We start from the raw sequence: 24542 nt of genomic DNA on the forward strand, positions 1-24542 counted from the left end.
GCCGCTTTATTTTTTATCATAAGTTAGGAAGAAAATTAATAAAAGATAAGCCAGGATTTTAAAATTCCAACCTCAATTAAAGGGGTATATCCAATCTATATAACCCTTAATAGATGAAGTTTAATCAGGATTTTACTAAGGAAAAACACGATGAATCAAGCAAGAATACAGGCGTTAATTAGTTCTGATACAGATGACATGGAAATTACAAGAAAATTGATAAAATGGTTTATAACCCAACCTGATTTAATTGATTCACGCTATATATTGGATAGAACTGTCTTTCATCTTTTAGTCATTAAAAATAAACATCTGGTTCTCGAAGCACTATTAGAAGATACTACCTGGAAAATACTCCAGGATAAATCCTGGCATGAAATTGCTTCTGCCCCTGACGGAAATGGATGGACTCTCTTCCACCACGCAGCGCTAGGTGATGAGAATACAAGTGCAACAATGGATGTTTTATTCAAATATTTTCCCAATAAAATGGATACACAAAATACCTCCGGCAACACGCCTTTGCATGAAGCGATTTTAACGCAAAATCTTTGGGCTGTTAAAAAGCTGGTAGACAACAAATGCGATAGATCAGTAAAGAACAATGATGGCAAAACTGCTCTGGAACTGGCTGAACTCAATAGTGATTTAAGATTGGCCTTATTGGCAATTGATCTAAGTACAGTAAGCACTCTGGATCTAAGATATCGAACACAGGTTTCAAGCCATAGAAAAGGAAGCCCGACAAGCGTGGAAAGCTTACGTAAATCGTGTCCGTTACTTTCAACCAGACGTACTTCCGATACCTCTTTATCAACATTGAGCAGCCTTGAATCCTTGCACCCCTCATTCAGGTATCCGAATTCAGATGCCTCAGAACCAGCTTCATCAGATTTGAGTTTAGAGCAGGAAGCTGATACAGCTGAAAGGCAGGTTATTGGGAATAAAATGGTTCTGCAATTCTTAAAAAATCTGGTTAAAGCATATCAAACCAATAAACGCTCTGTAATCGCTGTATCGTTATACAATGAATTCAATGAGTTGTGCGAGAAGAGTTTATTGGCTGATGACTTTGATTTATCTCGTGAACCGCTATTTCAAATACCTGAAAACAAGGAAATAATCGATGATTTTATCAGTAGTTTTTATACTCGTGTTGATGAACTGTATTCTCGAATTCAAAGTAAAACCTCTAAATTAATATACAATTTTCTTAACATACTTTCTTCTCATATTTCGATTGCCTATTCCAAGCCAAGGGATCCACCAATATTTAATTCAGGTAAAAAAGAAAATGAGATTAAAGAAACCTTATGGCAGCTCACTTCGTGCCAAATATCGCATGAATCCAAAAGGAAATTTAATTTTTCAGTTATAACCCATAGGGCTTTGGGAATCTTGAGTTCATGGTCTCTATTTGAACTATTAATCAATTTGAGGTCGTTATATCCCTTTTTTGATAAAGACCAGAAGATAGTAGCAAATTTCGTGGTGTTACAACTGCTATATTACAACGCAATTGACTCTGTGAAGCCAAAAGCAAATAGTACAATAGAGATACTGTTATTAACCCAATTAAATGTTGATGAGGAAATGGGATTAGGGACACTTGGAAAAGACATCAATCGGCACTTGATAAAAGTCCACGACTTATGTTCCGGATATGTCAAACTTCCATTGTTACGTAATTATTACATTTTAAATCAAAGCATAAATCTGCCTGATTTAGTCAAACGGCATACATCATTTGATAGGATAGTTGATCAGGCTCTTACAAAAAGCAGAGCTAAAAGAACTGAAGAAGTACGAATCATAGCCCATGAACTTAGAATGCTCACTATTTATTTTTATCAACAGGTATCGATTTCAGAATTTCATAATAAAAACTGGGAAAAAATGGATGCATGCCCTAACAGTGAAGAAGAAGGGCATGCTTGTGACAACAATTGTGCCAAAACAGGTAAAAGTACCCTGGCACCGCATATTGTTGAATTTACCGAAAACTTTAACAAGCTAAGTAATTACTTCATTGTAAAAATATTATCTCAACCAAAAAAAAATATAATTAACGCGCTGCAACTACTCATTGAAATTGCCCAGGCTTTATGCCCTCTAAATGATGAACTTTATCCAGATATTAATCATTTAATGGTAATTAGCAGTATCTTTAACAATGTGAATATCTCTCGTATCGTCAATTTTGATACAGACTTATCTGCAGAAGATAATGCTTATCGCCTGGAGATCGATACCATAACCTCCAGAGATAAAAATTATCAGGTGATGCGCAATCTGTACCTACAATTTAGAACAACGCTCCCCTTTTTAGGTTTATTGCGTAGAGATATGACATTTGCGCATGACGGCAATGATAATTCAGAAAAAATAGTACGCGCTGAAGCATGTGGTGAAATATTAAAGAATGTTTTGGAAATTAAATTATTAATCAATTTTGAAAGAACCCATTTCCATACTGATTTTCCTGTATTTTTAAAAGCGTATAATTGCCTTGATGAGGACAGTGTTCATAGAGCTTCTTTAAGACGAAAACCCAGAAAAAGTGATGCCATCCAGTGGGAACATACTACTGAACACTTCAAATCAAATTTAAACATTTTAATCAGCAACTATTTATTAAATGATATTATTCCATCCGTTATCACCCCTAAAAAAACAATCAAACCTAAACATCTACCTGTTTTTTTAATGGATTCTATCACTTCAATAATTAAAACGTTCAAAAAAGAATATGAAAAAAAGCAATCAAAAAAACAAACTGTACCGCATAAAGAATTACTCTTGTTACTCAGCATTTTAAGTAAATTAACGATAGCTATTCCCGAGCTAGTTAGAATCAATCAGTTGTATTACAAGCCAGAACAATTAACGGGAATGAAAAGCCCAGAATCACTCTTGGCTAAACTGGAGGAATTGAAAAAATCGATAGAGCCATCAATGCCCTTGCTGGAATTGGGAGATACAAAAGAACCAGCAAAGAGCAAAGCACCTATAGACGGGAGTTTTCACAAAAGAAGAAGTTCTTATTTTTTACCGGGACACAGTATATTTAAATCAAGTAAAGAACGCAGTGATGTTCCAGCAGCAGGATGCAGCTCGGATGTATATACAATCCCCGAACAAGGACTCATCTGAACGTTCAACGAATACTTTTTAGAAGTGACTCAAATGCTTTCTATCTTATTGAAATCAGATTAAGTTACACCCGATAGTGACTTGACTGTCCCAAAAAATTTAAATTTTAGTGGAGGGCGTATTGGTTTCTACATGCTCTTCACGCCAACTAATGATTTTTTCTTTCATTTGTCTTTGACTATCTGTTTCTATAGCATTAAATTTACCTGTAAAATGAGGGTTGCCAGCATCTTGCTCTGTTTCGATGGCAGGGTCTCGTTTCAATTCTCCCTCCAGTCCCGGCTCATTTACATCTGCACCCTGCTCTACTAATGGGCATTCATCCTGTATTGGAGTTATTAATTGAAGCTCCGATTCATGTTGATATTCCAATAGGTTGATGACACATTCCCTTTGGCGAACTATTGTCGCTTCGGGTATAACTACAGAATGTACACTTCTATCAAAAGAAGAACCGCAGTATTCTTCTCGCCCTGCATCGAGTCCGTGCAATTGCTCAGCCTGTGCGTTCATATCTTTTTTAACTTCCAAATATTCAGGAGGTGTGAATGTTAGAACAGCGTCAGCAATAACAGCTCTCTCAATGATAGCAGGGACATCAAAATGAGCATCAATAAACTCTAAAGGATTGGTTTCAGCTACCTTAATATGATTATTTTCAAAAATTCTCAATAATTTTTTAATTCCACTTATTAATTTATTAAACGCGGACACTTCTTCACTTAATTTATTAACCTCTTCATCATTTTGTCTTGCTCTATCACGAATCCCAACATGCTCTTCTTCCTTTTTCTTCATATCAGCTTTATATTGTTCCCTTGCTTTTATTAACTGCATTTGTAATGGTAATACTTTTCTATCAAGGTCTCTTATTATTTTAAAATCCTCATTCAAAATAGCACCCTTTGTTCGCTCTCGATCTGAACCTTCAACATAAACTTCTCTGGAACGTGATGATTTGGCCTTGTAATTATTGAGTATTTTTTCAGCAGCCTTACGACCATTCAAAAAAATAACCGCATCTTGCGTCATTTTTTCAATTTCTTTAGTGGGAACTACCATATGCTGACTTTCAAGTGCTTTAATAATTGCTGGTCTAATATCCTCGGCTTTAACTGGTGCTTTATCATAATTCAGTAGTTCTGAGGGTAAATCATAATCAGGCTTACCCAGTTTATTCTTCATAATGCCATTAAGAATTACAAAGAAATTTCTCTCCCTTCTATCTTGTGAGGATGGATTAGCTGTGGCATTAAGTAATCTTTCTGTAACTACATTTCTCAAATTTCTTTTTAAGGCCGCTTTATTTTCTTCCTCATCTTCTTCTGAGTTCACTGAGATGGATAATCTTTGCATAACCGTTGTAACACATTCCCTTATATTAGGAATTCTAAGTTCAGCAATTTCTTCATCATTATTAATTTGAACGACTGTATGCTTTACCCGAAGCATCATTGCTTCGTAAAATTCCTCTTGTGTTAAATTTTCAACCCGCCTGGCGCGAATGATTTCACGTTGGATGCCTTCAATAAAAGGTGCCCATTTTTTCGCGCATCGCTCTGGTTCATTAAAATCGGAAAAATTATCAAAGATATCTAAATCATATAAGTGGGAACCCAAAAAACCACTTAAACTCATCCCCTCTACGTTAATATCTTTATAACTTTCCTGAGTGTTAGAAACTCGTGCTAACTTGTAAAGGGAGTCCATTAATGTGCCTTTACCATTGGGGGTAATATGCTCTTCATATCGTTCCACAACAGCGTCAAAAACCTGGTCAATATATTCGTCCAGTTGTTCACTAATTTGGGAAGGATTCAACCTGTTAACTGTATGTTGTGCATATAATTGCTGCATCAAATAAATACAAGCATCGCCCAAATTCTCATGCATTACGCCATCTACTCTAAGACCTCCTTCTTCTTCATATTGTCCGAAGCCAGCGCAAAAAGATCGGAGTTGAAGATCCAGGGTCTCTTGATGTTTTTTCCTTTGGTTGAGTTCATTTTTAGCGGATTCGGGAAATTGAGCTGCCATTTTTTCTTTTGCTTCTTGGACAAGTTTATCTATTCTCATTTCCAAGTCTTTTATTTTCCCTTTTACTGCAATTGGATATCCCTGGGAATCTTTATCTGGCCCATATTCGATGTCACCTTCATATTCTTGCCTCAATGCAGCTTTAGCAGCCTTAACCTCTGCAATTTCTTTACGTATCTCCAACCTTTTTACCATGGCTTGTTCATAAGATGCTCTAATTTCTTGTTCAATTACTGATAACTTGGGACGATTCTTCATTAATATACGATCATTTAATTGAGATGAAATAAAAATATCTGTAGTTCCTGATTCTGGATTTCCTTTTTCTGACTCAGGGGCAATTGTCTGTTCCGTTAGAATAGGCGTGTCAGCTATCTGAGCTGATATGGTAATACCTTTTTTAAAATGTGTAATGCCTTTATCATCGATGATGGTTTCGTTTGTCGGTTTTATACCAATTTGGACCGTATGTTGATCAATACCATCAAAGCCAAAAACAGAAAAATCAAATACAGGATTTTCATTGGAGCAATTTTTTGTATTGGAATAGTGCACTGTCAATAGAGGTTCCAATTGTTTTTTTGTGCATATTCCCTCAAGAGAGACAGCTAGTTCGTCAACAGTGTTTCCTTTAACGTGATACCGATAGGAGGCAAAATGCAATTTATTTAAAAGTATTCCTTTTAATGAATCAACATTGGAACCTGTCAGAGGTAATAAACCCTGTTGGTTGCCATGACGAACATCATATAAACTCCAACCGTCTACAGCGGCATTCATAAAAGCATCTGCTTCAGATTGAGTCACTATGATGATCTTGGGATTTCCTGACTCTCTGGCCAGAAAATAGCGAATGGGAGGAATCAGACTCGTACCAGTCTCATGATAACCAGGACTACATTTAATAGGATCATCATTTTTAAATAAATGCGTCATATGGGGAGCTTGACTCGCCAATAAAAGATTAGCAATCTGTTCATCCCTTAGGAAATCGAGAGTTGGCAGTTTTACAGTAATATTGGGTTTTTTAATTCTGATCTCTACAACTACTTCTTCATTCTTTACATCAGAAAATGCATGGGTCTGAGTTTGACTTTGGCTTTGACTTTGGCTTTCTGATTGGCTATGTGATTGATTTTCTGTTTCGGATTGCTCTTCAGACAACATGTTTCCTTCACGTGGTATAGTGAATTCAGGAGGAATTTGTGCTGCGCGTCTTTCAATTATTTTTCGTTCCATATCAAAATAAGGCTCTTTAACTTTATCTGATACATGATCGAGAGCCAATCCTGTTCTGGCTTTATTTACAGAGGTAAACACATCTGCCATTCTAGTCTTAAACCTCTTATGCAAGTCCTCTATAAACACGTCCTTCTTTATCGTTCCATAGACTCCACCATATTTAGCCTGTAGATCAGACGAGCTACTAGAAATGAATTTAGATAAATCATTTAATTCACGAATACACTCTTTAAAGATATTAATTTGCTCAGGATTAAAGTTCGAGTGTGACATTAAATTCGTTATCGCTGCCTGTTGTTGGAGGATTGCGTTTTTAACTAAAGCATCCAACTCAGTAGATAATATCGAAACTTTATTTAAATCACTTTTTAATTCTTTGTGTCTCAGCCAAAAGCCAATATCATTACCTGTTAATGTATGAGTTTCAGGAAGCTTTAAATCCTCAAATATTTTATCCTTGACGGTATCAGGTACTGCAACAGAAAAGGACTGTTGTAGATTTCTATCAATAATTTTTCTCATTCTCATAATAGCTTGTTTATAATCATTGTTATCCAGAGTCAGGCTTGCAGTAAGGATCGCTTTGGCACCATTCATTTGCTTGATATCCGCTCCTCGAGAATGACTTTGATCATAGAATGTAAAAAATGTACCTTCCCGGTCGGATTTCGCAACCAGATCAAGCGTTAAATCCTTTATCATTTCTTTGCCATGCACATCCAACATCAAAACCTTTTTCATATTACTGACATCATCATAAAAAATGACGCCTTCAAGGCTATTGAGTTTTGAATTGGTGCTTTTTTTCAATTGCAGCGCAATTTCTTTAGCTACTTCGCGGTTGGATATTTTACACAGCCCTCCGACATCGATTAAAGCTCTGGTACTATCATCGAAAGTTGCTGCAAGTCGCGCAATTATTGCCGTTGTATAATGTTCATCTGCCTCTGATAAATTTACTGATTTAAGAATATGAGTACTCTGATTTTCTGCACGAGCCATAATCCCTAAAGTCATATTCCCATCGGCTGCTGGATCTAGCATATTCTCTTTAAAATAAGATGATGTATCCCCCGCTGTTCCAGAAAATCCAATCACCGTGTCATGAGCTGTTCCTTGTTCATAACGATTACTGTTCGCTTTTCCAGCATCAAATTTAATTTGTTCTTGTATAACAGTACGCGCTAACATCCTTCTAAACGCAGGTATACGATCTATCTCTGCAAAACAGGCATCTCTTTTTTCATTTCGCGAAACAATTTCCGGTATTTCAGCAATTTTTTTTATAATATCTAAAGCCTCAGCAAACTCTGGATCAACTTGTTGGCCTGTAGGATCAAGATAGGGTTTTTCTCCTGAACCATTTCTAAATGATTCTATTAAAAACTCAAAATGCGGAACTGCAGAAATTTCCGTATTAGGATCGAGATAATAAAGAAAAGTTGTAATTGCAGTTACTTCCGGATTGTCAAATCTTGAACCTTGAGGTTTTGGCTGGTTCGCAGATGAATAAGGAACAGTAATTAATAATGGATTTTTCGCTTGCCCTTCAGCATCCGTTCTGAGCGCTTCAAAATCATATTTTTTCTTGCCATCGGTACCGTTTTGAAACCAGACTCCAAAGTCTTTTCCAGCCTCTTTCTCAGTGAACAGTGTGAGCATACCTTTTGGATCAGTCAAGATAGCTCGCATTAAATATATGGGTATATTATTTGCCGGAGTTACAAAGCTGGGTTCTTGTTCTTCCAAAGACAGGACGTATTTATAAACAGCGCCCCTTTCTTCACCTTGAATATCAAATTTATCTAATAATAGATTTGCTAAATGAGTGGGAAATTTATCCTCTGTAGCGAGAATAGTTTGAGTAATGACTTCCAAGGGATAAATTTCTTTGGAATCGAAAGGTAATTTATTGCCCGAGGTATAATTAACATCGGTTGTTGCACTATCTTGCGTGGCATCTAACTCATCAAAAACAGATAGTGTTGTTATTGAGCGAATTTTATTTAATAAAGAAATGCATTCCATTAACTCTGAATTTTGTAATAGTTCAGTTTCCGTTGGTTTTTCAGGGGTTCTCAGTAACATGTCTAAAAAGATTTTAGCTTGACACTCCATAGAGTTCCTAACGTTGGGAGCCTGAACCAAAACCTCTCTGTTGACAATAATTTTCTGATACAAAGCTAAACGTTTTTTTAAATCTTCTTTTACATTTTGCAAAGAGTGAAGACGGATACTATTTGATAGCATGTCAGGCTTGGGATCGGATGCAATACTATAACGTTGAAAATCATCCTTTACAGCTCTTTTACCCAGTACATTAGTTAAGGTATTAGACATGTCAGTCGTATTGGTCTCCAGAGCGGACTTTGGAACAATAAAACGAACTAATTTATCGCCTCCAGTTTTGTACAGCGCCACCAAAGGCAAAAGGGTTGTTTTTCCAAAGCCCATTCTTGCCTGTGCAGAATCAATTTTATCCGGATTGGTTTCGTCATCTAACAATAAGCCGCGAAACACATTCACCTGACGTATATTACAACGGTGTGTAAATTCAGATTCAAATAATAAAAATGCCCGTTGCATCTTTTGATCTTGTTCTTCTTGTACCATGTCTTCAGGTGTCGATTTTGTATTTAGCCTGGACTCAGACAAAAGAAGCTTATCCAGAGAATAGTTTCTTTTAATATGTAGCATGGAAATGGCTTTATTTTCTTGTCCCATTTCAAAGGTACTTTGTACATCATTTAAGTGGTCCAACTCTGTTTTGTAATAAAGCATTCGTGTCATCGCATTATTTAAAGCAATTTGTATTTTATCCTGCCTTTCTGTGGGAAAATTACTAAGAATATCTCTATAGTCATTTAGCAAATACGCTGCATTCAAATCCGCCATAGTGATTTCTACTGGAGACTGAGCTAAAAGTGACTCAATTTTATCTTTAGCTTCAAGATACTCAAGGTTGTATTTTTTTTGTTCATTATTTATTAGGACAACTAACTCCTCTTTATTGCCGGTTGTAAACGTATATGTTCCTCCATTTACTGCGGTCTGATAAAAAAAAGTCTCTAATCGATCGGAGATTGTTTTTATTGCACTTCTGCCAAAACCTTTTTCAGCTAGAAAAGCACTTACGTCAGGATGAGAAAAGAATTCACTCGGATGCTTATTAATCTGATATTTTCCCTCCATATTGGCAACATCTTTTATCCATTTCTTTTCTTTCATTAGATTAAGTAGATCGACAATGTTGATTTTGGTTAGACCCTCTACACCATGATGTTTGTCAGTGACATTAAATAAATTTTCTAATACTTTGTTATTAAAGAGACCATAATTTTCATAGTAAAAACCATCTTCCTGTGCTTGAATGGAATCTTCAAAGCCTTCCAGTTTCCTTAGCCTGGTTGCAAGCTCCATTTGTTCTTTATCAATAAGAGAAAGTGGATTTTCATAAACTCGAAATTGCACAAGAGACTGAGCTGCCAAAGTTTCAATAGGCATATTATGGGTTTTCGTATTGAGACTTAGGGGTTGTTTGGTACTGGTTGACCATTCTTTTACAGGTTTGGAAAAGATATTAATAATGTCATTATCGTTGATAAATTCTGATTCTATAGCCCGCCATAGTTCTGAAAATTGATGAATAGGTATTGATTCTTCAGCTTTTTGTACTTCTGATATCGCTTCTTTAAATCCATTAATAGCATTCATGTAAACTGCTCTATCCCATTGAGATGACTTGCCTGTAGCAGCAGAAGTTCGTTCCAATAGGTTGTGCTGTACCTCAATACCGGCTAGTGCAAGTCGTGCCAGGCGTTCTTCTTTATTAGACGCATTAGCATATTGATTCTGTAGATTGTGTAGAATCTCCAGCTCGTTCTTGTTTAATGGCGCGGCAAGAATATTGGCACTTAACATTTGTGTCAAAAGAGTGATTTTTCCCTTTACTGCCCCAATATACAAAATGCTTTGGAAATCTTTTGCTCTTAAAGCCCCCCCTTTGTCCTGATATACACGTAAATAATCGGTCGTCGCATAAGCTTTTTTAAGTTCACTTTGAATTTTAAAAAATACGGCTTTGCTCTCGTCATACTTAGAGGCTAGTTGCTCTCTGTCTTTACCACCATCTTTAAATGCTGCATAAGCTTCAAGCATTTCATTTCGTGATCGGGTATAGCTTTCTTCAAGGTTTTGAATTTTCTGTGAATCAGCTACAAATATAAAAATTTCAAGATCTTTTATTTCACGAATACGTTCTTCATAAGCTTTGATGGAATCATCAATTTTACGTTTAGATTGCAGGTTGACCAGACTCGATTGAGTAATGGCAGTCAAATCTGATTTCAATGCACCAATTTTTTTCTCCAATTGATCAATTTCTTCGATTTCTGCCGGGATAAGTACCTTTCGTAAAATAGCATTTCCTTCTTTAGTTATCTCCAAATGCTTTCGTGTTGAGAGATCAGCGTGTGAATCTGCGATAAAATAATGTGCTGAGTCTGGATCTTTAGTAACATATTTAGAAATTGACGGTACATATACAGTATTGTCATCAACTGCAATCAGCTCTTCCGTGGGAAAAATTGTTGCAAGCTCTTTAATAATATCCAGTTCATTGTTTAAAACGACGGAAGTAAGCATCTTGTTTTGGTCTAATAATAAACCGCTCCAAACAGTATTATTTTTACTTAATTTTAAGACGGGTGTGAAATCCGAACTAAATGCATGGATAGCCCCTTCCTTGTCAATAAAAAAATGATCAGCATGTACTCTTCTTCTGAGTGAAATAGGCAACATTCCCTCTATTTTTTCCGGTGGAATATACTGTAAGGTAGTATCACTACCCTCTATAGAATTTAATTCGCGCTGAATAACCAGACTTCCATCGTGTTGCGGAGTGATTGATGCTTTTATTTTTTTACCTTCTGTATAAATATAACCACCGTCTTTAGGCTTAAATGGTAGTCGATGAATAGATAATAGTTCTAAAGCGATGTTGGATTGTATATGCGCTGGCATATATCCCATTTTATTTGCGCCAATATAAATTGCCCCATTCAAGGTATCCAGGCTATTAATACCGCCCAATGAGATGAAACCAGGCACGGGAGATGGTGAAGGTCTTCCCTGCAAACCAACCATCATATCATTGAATTTTTTGGCCTCTGCAAAAGCTTTAAATTCCGTTTTAAAGACATCTGCTTTATCAGGATCTATTAAATCCTGGGAAAATTGAATCATGTGATTTTGTTCTTTATTAATGTTAGCTTGAACTAGAGCCATCTCACGGGTGATTTCAAAATTTTTGCCAATGCCTATTAAAGTATCTTCGGGAGTTTGATCGTACATCAGTTGATAGGCCAAATTGGCACAAATCAGTTTTGCGTACAATGAATCAATTTCATATTGTGATGCCCCATTAACACGAGCGTTTTGAATTTGTAATGCAACAAAGTTAATTTCTTTGGCAAAACCAAAAAGTCTCTTAAGTCCGTCTCTCTGGATTGGTTCAGTGTATTCTGTTATCAGCTCCCTTGACTTATTAAACAAAGCTTCTTTGGTGTCTTTAAATGCTTTTGAATCCAAAATTGAAGCTCGATATATAGCCTCCTCCAGGAACGCTTCGTGCGAAACCATGAGCTTGCACGTTTTTGCCTGCTCAGAATCAAATCGAATTAATTCAACATAAGATAAGAGCTCTTCTTTTTCAGAGTCTGAACTATTGGCAAATGCATCAATAAAAGCCCTCAAAAAGAGCTCACGGCCTGCTGTGCTATTAAGCCCATCGGACGAGAGCAGCATTTTTTCATCATAGAACTGCATAAACTGATGTGCTAAAAGTTTAACACCATTACGCATGCCGAGCCGATCTGCTAATTTACGTAAGCCAGTGAATTTTTCGTCATGATCTTCTTGTTTTTGTTTCCCATAATCTGTTAGTGCTATTTGTTGCCCTGTTTGACCTTCAATAATTCCCTCAAGGCAAATAGGTGAGTATTGAATTGCTGCGTCGACAGCTTCAACCAGTGAACTTGCAATTGGTATCGAACCTCCAGGCTCCAGGGACGCAATTTTTTCAGATAACATGCTGTCTTTGGGAATAATTAATCGTTCCCAATGCTTGATAATTGAATAGAATTTCGAATCAACCGGAGTTTTTCCCCCGACAACATGAGGTATTTGAGTTAAATTCAATCGGATTAAATTTGTTAAAATTTGACCGCGTTGTGTGTTTTCCAGCTTCATAAATAACGGATCAAAGCTTCCATTGTCGTCCTTATAGCGCGCTAACAAAGAGGTCGAAAAGTTATTTACCAGATCGGTACTTGGTGGAAATGGCAAGACAAAGGTATTGATAGCATAATGACAAAATTCCGTGATACGTTGGTCTTTATTTTCTAATCCTTGATGTGCCTTTAATTTGTTCAGATAAGAATTTATTGCACGATAATACTCATTACAATTTGTCTCAGTTAACACCTGTGGTGGGGTAGGTGTTGGATTTTCCCGCAAAAAATCCAGAGTACTACCATCAATGACAGTATCTGAGTATAAAGGAATAAACACCACGTTATCAGGTGAATTAAACTCTCGAACAGTTGCAGTGGTATCATGGCTTGCTATTAAGTCCATAGCGCTGAGTCGTACGGGAGGCACAATCTGCACTCGTACATTGACTGATTCGGATTTGTTAAACACGGCTTTAAATTGTTGGGCGATCTTAATTGCACCTGCATGCTGAACTTCCCGATGCTTAATCATCTCAACTTCAGTAATCGTTTTCCAACCCAAATCTTGAATTGAGAGTTCCAAAGGAAAACCGGTTTCTTTCAACGCAGCCAGTTTAATATTGGCTTTTTGATGAAGGAAGTGATAAAAATGTTCTCTGATTGCCACTTCATCGGTAGATTTTTTTTGCAGGCTATATAGCTTTTCTTTATCTTCATGACGCAGCCATATAACAAACATTTCTTTCATCCACTCGGTTTTTATATCAGGGGAAATCGGTGTCTGAATAATAGATTTTGTTTGCTCCTCTAAGTTTGCATAAATGCTATTGCCACTACCCATTGTATCTAACGAACTGGGGCTATAACTTTCACTTCCAAGAAGGAGTCTAAGCTCAATTCCTCCAGTAATACGCTCTTTCAGTTTTTGATTTAACATCTGAATCTGCTGGAGTACCGAACCTTTTACGAAAGCTCTTTTCCCCTGTTTATAGAATTCTTCCCTGTTTTCAGGAGTCTGAGAGTATAAGTCTGGATTTCTTTCTTTCTCAATTCCCATCCTCCCCATGGCAAGATCATCCAGAAGCCGATACTCAGGATTGGTTTCCAGATAGTTACTGATAATTTTTTCCCGGAACGCTTTTAGTTCTTTCAGTCGGTGGTTGGATTGTTGCTCTACTTCGTCTACTTCAAATTCCCTAACCCGGGATTTAAGTTGTTGGTGAACATCGTTAAGTTCATTCATTGCCTCCTTAAAAGCCCGTGAAACAGCATTCATCGTACTTAACTCGCTATCATTAGTATTTAACCTTTCCAGGATTGATTCGGCTTTTGCTTTTTCAGCATTAGTTCCACGTAGGTTAAGCAGCTTATTAGCGACGGATATCTTCAAAGCATTAAACTCTTCCATTTCTTGGGTTAATAGCCGAAGTCTTGCCTCAAGATTTAAAATTTTTACAGATTTATTTCCAATACCGATTAATGTTTGTTCCCGAGAAATTTCATCATTGAGATTATCAATATTTACCTGACACGCTGACATTAAAACGTTTACTTTTTCCTGCCCCTGCTCCAAGCGTCTGATAGTTGAATTTATTGCTGATGTTGCTTGTTCTATATTAGAAGTTAACTTTTCCACGAAGGCTTGTCGTTGAGCAGAATAGACTTCTTTAATGTATCTTTTTTCGATTTCAGGTTTTGAATTACGTAATGCATCAAGTAATCCCATCACTTTGGAATTCGTTAAGGCTTCTTTATTAGCAACCACTAAACGAAAAAAGGTAGCTTTATCAATTTCTTTGCGCGTACCATCTATATTTATTTCAATCTTAATATCTTCTTTTCTGGCAAAACCTGTCACAAATGATACTAGGTTCGCCTGTTCCAAATCCTTTAATGTGACTTTTCCTGAAACACGCCAATAACTAGTATGTTCCAGGCGTTGGTCAGAAGAATGTATATGTCGCTCATTAACACTTAATTTTTGAATCTGATGATTTAACATTTGCAGGCTTGCTTTCCATGCTAATGCAGCTGCGTGCTCTGATAGCTTATCTAAACCTTTTGGATGTATATTTCCCTCATCATCCGTTTTGAAAGGCATTACATGCCCATCCCAGGAAAAAGAGGGGTCTTGATAGACCCGTGGGACAAAATATTCTTCAATTTCCGGATCCCTTCCCGCATTTTTTAAATACAAATAAAATTCTTTAGCATGACTTGCAATTTTTTGCTCAATACGCCTTATTGTAAGATCTCTGTTTCTATTTTGTGGTCGTATTTCCAATTTTTCTTTAAGATCTAACAATGAGTTAAAGTAGTTTTGATAATACTCACTGGAAGGTGGTTCTTTTATTTCAGTTAAACGCATTGAAGCTTCATGCAATTCTCCAGGAGAAAGATATTCGGAGTCCAGTTCTTTAAGCATGGGAATATATTCTGCATCCACGAATGCCCGCTCACCTTTTTTATCACCGCAAATATCAGCAAGCAGAGCATTTCGTTGCTCAAGCAACATCGCCAGACGAACTTTTTTATAGGTGTGCTTTCCTAATTCATATAACTCATTGGATTGTGATTTTTTAGCGTAGCAATTACCGGTATTTTGCGGTCGCTGTAATAACTCCTCAAATTGAGGTGGTGCGTCATCAGGTGCAAGTGAGCTAAACTTTTCAATATAGCGCTGATAAACATAAGCTTGATCATTTAAAGCAAAAGCTCTTCTGATACTGCCAACCAGGGAGTGTCCCATTTGGTTTCGCTCTTCCATTGAGGTATGTCTTACATGTCCTTCTATATGGGTTTTTGCCCAACCAGCGAAGCTGTTTGAATGGATCAACTCAGTTAAATAGGCCAATCCATCCTCAGAATTAAGACGATCTTCGGATACATTAAATGAAAGAGCATTTTTCCTCATTCCACTGTAACCGATGCGTGACAATTTTAGTAAACCCAAAAGTGACTGGCTATTAGCCGTATTTTCTAATGCACCAGACGAATCATATGTTGATAGTTTAAACTGACCGCCTTGTCGTTTTATAACAAGTTGCATGGCATGACCTTCTAATCCTGTTTCAATGTATAATGCTTCTCCTTCTTTAAGGTTTAATGCCGCTTTCTGCAACGATTTACCCGCTAAGTATAATTTTTCCTGAAATCTCTTTTGGCCTCTTGCAAATGCCTCCGGACCTAATTGTCGATAATCATTCTGGCCAGGTATTTTTTCATACCCCCCCCACTCACTGCAAACATGATTCATTAGATTAATTAAAGGTTCGGAACGTTTTTGATTTTGATGATAGCTGGTGATGCTATCGAGTTCCTCTTTAGTGAATTTCAAGCCGTAAGACTCAAAGACATGCGGTGAATCCACGAGTTTACTTATAAGATCTCTTTCAAACGCTGTTACCGTTTCAGGCTGTCCGCCAACACTAAAAACATGTTCACCACCTTGTAATTTGAAAGGTGAGGCTCCGCCCGGTGTTACAGACTCAACTGCCCGAATTATTCTGTGCATTTCACGGTCTGTATCATCTAATGACACTAAAGAACCTATAACAGAATCTATGGTGCTAAGCTCCTCCGTCTCAGTTCCCGAGACAACTTGTGAGGAAAGAACCATTCCAAAACGGGTCATTATAGCATCTCTAACCTGTTCTGGCGTTCTAGCTGCCTGTTCTCCAACAATGGTTAATGCAGTTTTTTGGGAAATTTCATCAGCTCCACTTTGAGTCATAACTTTTATTCGACTAGCTTCTTGTTCAGTAATTTCCAGGTTATAGGAGGTATCAGTGGGGTACATTTTCCCATATAAATAATTTAAACCTTTCCCAATGGTTTTAGTGAGCGGTTTTAAATACTCAGCAGGAATAGTAATAATGGAACCTACAGCTGCCAAAGGAAGGCTTAATGTAAAAGTCATAGCATTAATTGCAATCCATAAACCCAGTCCCAGATTTTTACGTTGTGGGGTTATCGTATTCCAAACTGCTTTAAACGATGTACCATACCCTTTAAAAGGTGATAAAACCGCCCATTTAACAAAAGCACTGACAATCCCCGCTACTGAATTCGTTCCGGTTTTAAAGCCGTCAGCCATGCGCGATAATATTCTATTCTTGGCTACGGGAGTTGATTCAATTGGTTTATAAACAGGAAGGTTATTAATTTCCCTATTGGCTTCATTCGTATTCTTAATAATTTTTTTCCAGATGCCGGCATGCCATTGGAGATTTTTATGTTGTTTTAACCACTCAGCAGGCTTTTGGGGATTAAGTACTCGTAAGTTGTTAATTTCATCAATGTCATGTTGAATAATGGTAAATTGCTCATCATTAAGATTTTTTATTTTTTGTTCCAAAAGAAATAATTCATCGTCAGTTGCTCGCGCAAGAACTAATTTTCGTGTCTTATTATTTTTTAAAGCAAGAAGTGCCTCTTTGGTCAGTTCTTCATAAATTTTGTGTAAGCTTTCGATAACTGTATGGTTTTTTGAAAGCTCGGTTGTGTGAGCTTGTTGTTTTCCTTGTGAAAGAATGTCCTTTTCTTGTTCTACAAGCACTTGTTTAATTTGTTTGCGTTGTTCTAAATTGATTATCCGAGGGAGAACTTCTGCATATAAAATTTTAATATCACTGATGCCAAGTCTTTTTACAAAAGTTTCTAATTGATTAATCTCAAAATTGGAAAATAATGTGGCCACTTCACCAACGTACTTAGTCATATTGTGCTCATCATTTCAAAGTTTGTATATTTTGACTTAAGCTCCATTACCCTTTTATTGCTCTTTTATTGCTCTTTATTTAAATTGTAGACCAATGTGAGATATATATAGTCAAATGAAACGAATCGTGACCTGAACGCAATAAATTTAGGAATAATAGGTCTGTGATTAGGGTGCAGGAATAACGTGTATAGCGCTGCGTATTGAAGTTATTTATACAAGTCAATAACTTGACCATATATAATGAAATGATATGCTTCTAAAGTTTTAAAATTTGAATAAAATACATCACATAACAAGGAACGCATATGAAATGGAACTATTATGGTTTATTAATAATGATTTTATCCTCTGTTATACATGCTAATGCACCTATAGATAATGTAGCTTTGGCCAAAAAAACACACGCACTGTCTAATGAAATTTTAGAAACCAGACTCCAGGAAAGTAACGAAATGTGTCGTTTAGCACTCTTGGAATCTGCTAATAACACTAAAAAATCAAGCAGCCTCATCAGAGAAACGCAATATTTATTAGCCTCTTTTAGTTTAGGTGATGCTCGACGCGCTTTGCGTAAAGGAAGTGACTGTTTACAACAAACCAAAATTCAAAGCTTTACGAATGAACTCAACTACATCAGTGATCAAATTGCAGGATTGGATTAATCCTATCAAGCAGGATAACAAAGCTAATTCCCCGGAATAGCACCAACAAGGGAGCTTTAATCTGCCATCTCCCTTGCTGAATACCAGGATGTGTTGACAATTCCGATTTCGACGTCTCGGAACGTTGGATATGTTTTGAAGAATTGTCAACACACCCTAATGGGTTAGTGAACACTTAATCGTATCTACTTAAGACTTACCCGGATATATCACTGAATTATCATGGCTCCCATACCATATTTCCTCTTCACTTAAAGTTGTCTCTATAAACTCGATAGGTGCACCCTGCTCCGCTATCATGGCCACTTTAAAACCAGAAAAAGGTTCATAAGGTTCCAAAATCACCTCTTTCCCCTTAATTGCCTGCTCCAAATCATCCACTTTAAAGGCAATATGAGGCTTCGATTGAATCAATGGATGTAATCGACAGCCCTCTTCAAATCGGTGATATTGAACCCTGAACTCACTATCCTGTCCTCCACTGGTATAGATTTTAAATGTAGAACTGTATTTTTCACCCTCTCTAATCTCATTAGTCGGTATCCCGGTATGATGATACTCATATTTTATAGTACGTATGGTCATAATGCGCTCCTGTGTTAACTCAATACAGAAATTGTATTATTTAACACCTGAAGTTGTAAATTGATATAAATTACATATACTATGAACTTATGGTTCATAATTAGAAATACCATGCAATTTTATAATCGCGGTCAAATCCTTTGCTTTCTTAAAGTAACGGAACTGGCCAGCTTTTCATCTGCCGCAAATGCCATGCATATAACTCCAACTGCGGTTAGCAAACAGATTAAAAATCTGGAACAGGTTATTGGTGAGCAACTTTTTCTCAGAACTACCCGGTCGGTACAACTCACTGAGTTTGGCGCTTTGTTTTATCAACGATGCAAATCCATTGAACAAGAGATTGCCTCTGTAAATCGTTTTATCGAGTCCAACCGTGAAGTACCTCAGGGAGAGCTAAAAATACTGGTATCGACAATCACTTCCAAGGAATGGGTATTAGAGCACTTGGCTGATTTTATGAAAACCTATCCCTTGATCGAACTGGAATTGATCTTTTCAGAAGAGGATGATGCACTAGCTCAACCCGACATTGATATCATGGTAGGGTTCCCTGTTATTCCCCCCTCTACGGAAACGTTAAAATACAGAACAATGTATCGCGTCAATAACATCCTCTGTGCTTCAAAAGACTTTGTATCTCAATATGGCAAACCGGAAACTGCCGAGGACTTACCCCATTTTAAAATAATATCCCATACCTTACGTAAACCCGCTCATTTTTTACCCCTGGCCAATGGTGGTCAGTTGCATTGTGCCAAGCCCATCTTATACATGAATACTTTTGAAGCTTTAAATCAAGCCTGTATCGCGGGTATAGGAATGTTCCTGACTGGTGACAGTCTGGTTAAATCATGGTTGGATAAAGGGGAATTAATTCAACTGCTGCCTCAATACACGTTCAGACACTATGATATTTATATGTTTTATCGTGCCTACGATTTCGAATTACCCAAAGTTCGTGCTTTTCTGGATTTTTTTACCCAATAAACTAATTGATTATGAACGGTTATTTAGGATCTGTTTTCAATTCGAGGTACAGCCTTCCCCTCATTGTTCTAGTGAGGAAAAGTATCTACTATTCAAGCAGCAGTTCTCGTCTTTGCGAGCAACGCGAAGCAATCCAGAACGGGTATCCAATAAAGCTCCGTTGTGGATTGCTTCGCGTTGCTCGCAAAGACGGGTATTAAATTGACCATTGAAATTTAAATAAATCCATTTTCGGCGCTATAAATTATGAGGGGATTACTCAGCCATAGGTCTGTCTCGTGATCACATCAATTTAGAAATAGTCAATCAGCAATGCTTTAAATTTCGTTCAACTAGTACTGGTTTTATAAACATCGGATTTATCAACCATTTCCCATCAGAATTACGAACTGCATCGCAAAGTAACTCGGGATTGTTTTTATTGATAACCAATCTTCCGCCGAGAGCGTCCCGCAAAAAAACAAGATCTCCGGCTGAGTCCCCCGCAGCAAAAACAATCGGAGATGACCTGTGTATTTGCTCTTCATTCTTCAGTTTGAATACCACCTTATTAAGCCAACATCGTTTACCTATCCGATTGCTGATAATTTCTTTATTACCATCGGGAAACGTGCCACAACCTTGAAAGCGGTCGGTCAACTGACCTTGTTCATTCAACACTTGACGGACTCCAATGACATGGTCTTTGTGAATTCCCACATGTAAGAAAGACAAACCATAAAATATCCCTATGATAACCACGATTTTTTTACCCAATTTTGTAATTATCAGTTAGGGTGGGTTGACAATTCATCTATTTATTTCCAACGTCGCGGGACGTCGAAATCGGAATCGTCAACAGCCCCTAATGAGTTTCTGAATAAAAAGTAGCCCGGATGAAGTGCGAAGCACCTAATCTGGGTTACATTTGATTTGACGGCTATGGGTACAGGACCACAACCCTATCCAGTGTTCTCTTAATTCCCCGGATTTAGAGGAGTTACCACATGAGTACCACTGCTTGATGGTTTTGCTGAGTCACTCTGCTGGAACATTACCGGAATAGCCAGTGATGGTACTATTGTCTTTTCTTTTTTACGTTCACCTGGGACAAGTTTCTCGAGTTCAGCGATACGCGCATGGGCCCTTCTAAGTTCCGTTTTTAATTGGTGATTTTCCAATTCAAGCGCTTTTAACTGATGATCTGGATTTACAACACGATCTTCTGATCTCGATATGGAAACTCCTGTATTACCTAATGAATTTGACACCGTAGAAGTCTCTACCGCGGCAGCGATTGGCGGTTGTAATTCATCATTTGCCAGTTTAATTGCCTCCCTTTTAGCCTCTTCTTTAGCTTCCTTTTTAGCCTCAATCTGTTTGTGCAATTGAGCTTGCAACTGTAGAAGCGGTAACTGATTGATCCTCTTAATGTTTCGCGATTTCTGCTCTCCCTCAGGAATCAAGGATAACAGCATCTTTTCTGTTAACCCGGTATTTTCTAATCTAATGCTTTGAAGAGCCGGAGCTGTCCGAATCGCATCCAATAACTCAATAATTCGTATTTTTGCATCTCGCAATGTATTTTTTCTTTTATCGATTAATTGCTGTTGTTGTATGTCATTTCTCGGAGAGATGGGCGCCTTACGATAAGCACTTACTGGTTTTGAAAATAAAGCCATGGTTCTTACATCAAGCTCACGCATTATCGGATTTTCCAGTAAAGTAATTACACCGGTCTTTGTTAAACTATTATTTGCTACAGATAACGTTGTAGCCGCTGGAAACTGTTTAATCAATACTTTAGCATGGCCATCATTTAATCGGCACTGAGCCAAATTAAATGTTCTTATTGTATGATTGGGTTTAATATCGCCAAAATCCCAATCCATTTTAAGTCCTGGATTAAAACTTAAATCCACTTTATACAAATTCATTCGAGCAATGGATTTCAGACCGTTCAAACTGATACCGCATCCGTCAGCATAAAGAGTTCTCAACTCTTTAAATACCTTCATTTTTTCAATACCTTCATTCCCAATGCCTGTATTTTGACTCACATCCAGTGTCACTAAAGCAAGACATTTTTGCAAATCATCAATTCCAATATGAGTTATGTTGTTTTTACGCAAATTGAGGTACGTTAATTTATTTAATTTGGATGATTCCTTGCCAAAAAACATCATATCAGAATCAGTGACACTACAGTCTTTTAGAGAAAGATGTCTCAATTCGGCTGATCTTAAATGTAATGTATGCAAAACATAATGTGTATCAAGTGCATTATTATAATCCAAATAGAGTGATACCAATTTTGAATTAAATACCGGTCGCTTTAACACATTACTATTTAGGGATAAATGTGTTACATGCTCCAGCTTAATTAATAACTGAGTGTCTTTATCGGTAATATTACAATCATTAAGTTTCAATTTTTTAACATTTGGCAAAGCGTTTAACACGCTTACTAAAGTCTGAAGCTGAACAGGATTAAAATGGGTGCCACTCAAATCCAAATCAGCAATTAATAACAGACCTTCATGGTTTGGGGTTTGAAGAAGCTTCAGAAATGAATCAATTTCCTTGCTGCTTTTTAAAGTGATCTTGACATTCTTAAGATTTTTATTCGATTTATTAAAATCAACGATAAATTGTTTTAATGTATTTTTTGGCATGAGGACTCCTGATAAAGTTAGGCAATCATTACCCACTGGCAGTCCATTAAAACGACACAAAGGCAAGTATATAGAATAAATTTTAAACAAACAATAGTGTTAATATTACAGTTTGAACTAAATTAACTGGTTATAAAGTGAGTAAAAACGTCAAAATGTAAAAGAAATAATTTCATAACATGCAGCAGATAATCTACTATCAGCAAATACCCGGTACACATAGAAACGAGTTTAAGAAGGACTTAATGATGTTGGATTTTAAAAACGAAGTAATTGCAGCCGATCAGCGTATTCGCGCCTCTATTCGAGAGACGCCACTAGAGTATTCAGTTCCCATCAGCAAACTCACTCTAACGAACTGTTATCTAAAATGCGAGAACTTACAACATACCGGTTCGTTCAAAGTGAGAGGCGCGTTAAATACTTTGTTGTCCTTAACTCCAGAGGAGACACAGAAAGGTGTGGTAACCGCATCATCTGGAAATCATGGCGCAGCAGTCGCCTTCGGTATTAAAAAATTGAACATTCCAGGAGTTATTTTTGTTCCTGAACAGGTTTCACCTACTAAAGCAGACAATATTCGTCAATACGATGCAGAACTCAAATTTTATGGAACTGATTGTGTACAGGCCGAACTGCATGCACTGGAATATGCCAATCAACATCATAAAATCTATATTTCACCCTACAATAATGCTCAAGTCATTGCAGGCCAAGGCACTGTAGGGCTTGAACTGATAAAGCAACTCAATCAAATCGATGTGATTCTGGTGCCTGTTGGCGGAGGTGGATTAATTTCAGGAATTGCCGCATTTATTAAAGCCGTTTCACCCCAGACAAAAGTCATTGGCTGCCTGCCAGAACACTCTCCTGTTATGTCCGAATCCATAAAGGCTGGAACTATAATCGAAATGGATACCCTGCCCACCTTGTCTGACGCAACCGCAGGCGGCATAGAGCCTGGCTCCATTACTTTTAATTTATGCCAGCATTATGTTGATGACTGGATTCAGGTTTCTGAGCAGGAAATACAAAATGCCATGATTACCTTAATACAAACACAGCATATGCTGGTTGAAGGAGCCTCTGGGGTCGCTCTGGCTGCACTGATAAAAAATGCTGAACATTATTCCGGACAGAATGTTGTTGTTGTATTAAGCGGCGCCAATATTAGTCTTGATACCTTAAAATCAGTGTTGAGTTAAAACAGATGAACATTATTAACCTGAATCAAATTAAAGAAATTATCCATAAAATCGCAATTATTCCTGCAATTGAAGAGGGATTTATTGCTTACTCACAAGGCAAGGCAATGATACCGCCAGTAGGTGAAATGCAGTTCAGTAATCCACCTGGTGATGTCCATATCAAATATGGGTATCTTAAAAATGATGCGTATTATGTGATTAAAATTGCTTCGGGATTTTATGAAAATGCTCAATTTAATCTTCCATCCAGTAATGGTTTGATGTTGTTATTCAGTCAAAAAACAGGTGAGCTCCTGACAATTCTACTTGATGAAGGTTATTTGACCGATCTGCGTACCGCAGCAGCTGGAGCCATAGCAGCAAAATATCTGGCACCCAAAAGCGTAAACTCCATAGGCATTATTGGTACAGGAACACAGGCAAAGTTACAATTATATTATTTGCAGCAGGTCATTAAATGCAGAGATGTAGTGGTTTTTGGCAGAAATAAAGAAAAGCTGTCTGATTTTCAAAAAGAGATGCACGTTTATGGATTTCATATCGAAACAACCCAGACATTAGAGTATCTTACATCACGATGTAATCTGATTGTTACAACTACCCCATCAAAACTGCCGATACTCTTTGCAGAGTCAATTATGAAAGGAACTCACATTACAGCAGTTGGAGCAGATACTCCTGATAAACAAGAGCTGGATTCTTCTATTTTTAATAAGGCAGATGTTATTGTTGTCGATAGTATTGAGCAATGTTTAGAACGAGGAGATACTTCCCATGCGTTGCGTCAACAGACGATTACCCCCAATCAACTCATTGAGTTAGGTACTATAATTTCCAACGACAACTCAGGACGCACCAATGAGGAGCAAATAACTGTTGCTGATTTGACAGGTCTTGCTGTTCAGGACCTGCAAATAGCAAAAGCAGTCGCACATTATTTTAACCACATCAACACAAAGTGAGTTCCTTAGCTACCGAATGGAGTACCACTGCGATTTGTTCGAATGTCTAAAAACCTTACAGGATATTGAGCAAAGATCCATTGGCACTAATCC

Annotated in this window: 9 protein-coding genes; 5 read left to right on the forward strand and 4 right to left on the reverse strand. The window is 37.3% G+C overall.

Annotated features, from left to right (window positions below; all coding sequences use genetic code 11):
• The first annotated feature begins 150 nt into the window (after positions 1 to 150).
• A complete protein-coding gene (locus Lqua_RS07865) occupies positions 151 to 3153 on the forward strand; it encodes a RasGEF domain-containing protein (protein WP_058473710.1) in 3003 nt (1000 codons plus the stop codon).
• Positions 3154 to 3252: 99 nt separating this feature from the next.
• Here the strand turns inward: Lqua_RS07865 and Lqua_RS07870 are convergent, their stop codons facing one another.
• Complete coding sequence (locus Lqua_RS07870; protein ID WP_058473711.1) at positions 3253 to 17385, reverse strand: hypothetical protein; 14133 nt, start codon at positions 17383 to 17385, stop codon at positions 3253 to 3255.
• 308 nt (positions 17386 to 17693) lie between these two features.
• Between Lqua_RS07870 and Lqua_RS07875 the strand changes: the two genes are divergently transcribed.
• Complete coding sequence (locus Lqua_RS07875; protein WP_058473712.1) at positions 17694 to 18050, forward strand: hypothetical protein; 357 nt, start codon at positions 17694 to 17696, stop codon at positions 18048 to 18050.
• 189 nt (positions 18051 to 18239) lie between these two features.
• Here Lqua_RS07875 and Lqua_RS07880 read toward each other — a convergent pair whose 3' ends face one another.
• Positions 18240 to 18635, reverse strand: coding sequence for a VOC family protein (locus tag Lqua_RS07880; RefSeq protein ID WP_058473713.1), 396 nt, complete (start codon positions 18633 to 18635; stop codon positions 18240 to 18242).
• Between the two features lie 111 nt (positions 18636 to 18746).
• Between Lqua_RS07880 and Lqua_RS07885 the strand changes: the two genes are divergently transcribed.
• A complete protein-coding gene (locus tag Lqua_RS07885; RefSeq protein ID WP_058473714.1) occupies positions 18747 to 19625 on the forward strand; it encodes a LysR family transcriptional regulator in 879 nt (292 codons plus the stop codon).
• A 306-nt stretch (positions 19626 to 19931) separates the two neighbouring features.
• On the opposite strand, the gene Lqua_RS07890 is transcribed toward Lqua_RS07885, so the two are convergent.
• Both Lqua_RS07890 and Lqua_RS07895 read right to left on the reverse strand, forming a co-directional pair.
• Positions 19932 to 20339, reverse strand: coding sequence for a hypothetical protein (locus Lqua_RS07890; RefSeq protein WP_133141042.1), 408 nt, complete (start codon positions 20337 to 20339; stop codon positions 19932 to 19934).
• A gap of 242 nt (positions 20340 to 20581) precedes the next feature.
• Complete coding sequence (locus tag Lqua_RS07895; RefSeq protein ID WP_058473716.1) at positions 20582 to 22279, reverse strand: leucine-rich repeat domain-containing protein; 1698 nt, start codon at positions 22277 to 22279, stop codon at positions 20582 to 20584.
• Positions 22280 to 22458: 179 nt separating this feature from the next.
• On the opposite strand from Lqua_RS07895, the gene Lqua_RS07900 reads away from it, so the two are divergent.
• Positions 22459 to 23484 (forward strand): threonine/serine dehydratase, encoded by a 1026-nt coding sequence (locus Lqua_RS07900; RefSeq protein ID WP_238585544.1) that lies wholly within the window; start codon positions 22459 to 22461, stop codon positions 23482 to 23484.
• Positions 23485 to 23489: 5 nt separating this feature from the next.
• A complete protein-coding gene (locus Lqua_RS07905; protein ID WP_058473718.1) occupies positions 23490 to 24449 on the forward strand; it encodes a Rossmann-fold NAD(P)-binding domain-containing protein in 960 nt (319 codons plus the stop codon).
• The last annotated feature ends 93 nt before the right edge of the window (positions 24450 to 24542 follow it).

The organism is Legionella quateirensis, from assembly GCF_001467955.1.
Lineage (GTDB): Bacteria > Pseudomonadota > Gammaproteobacteria > Legionellales > Legionellaceae > Legionella > Legionella quateirensis.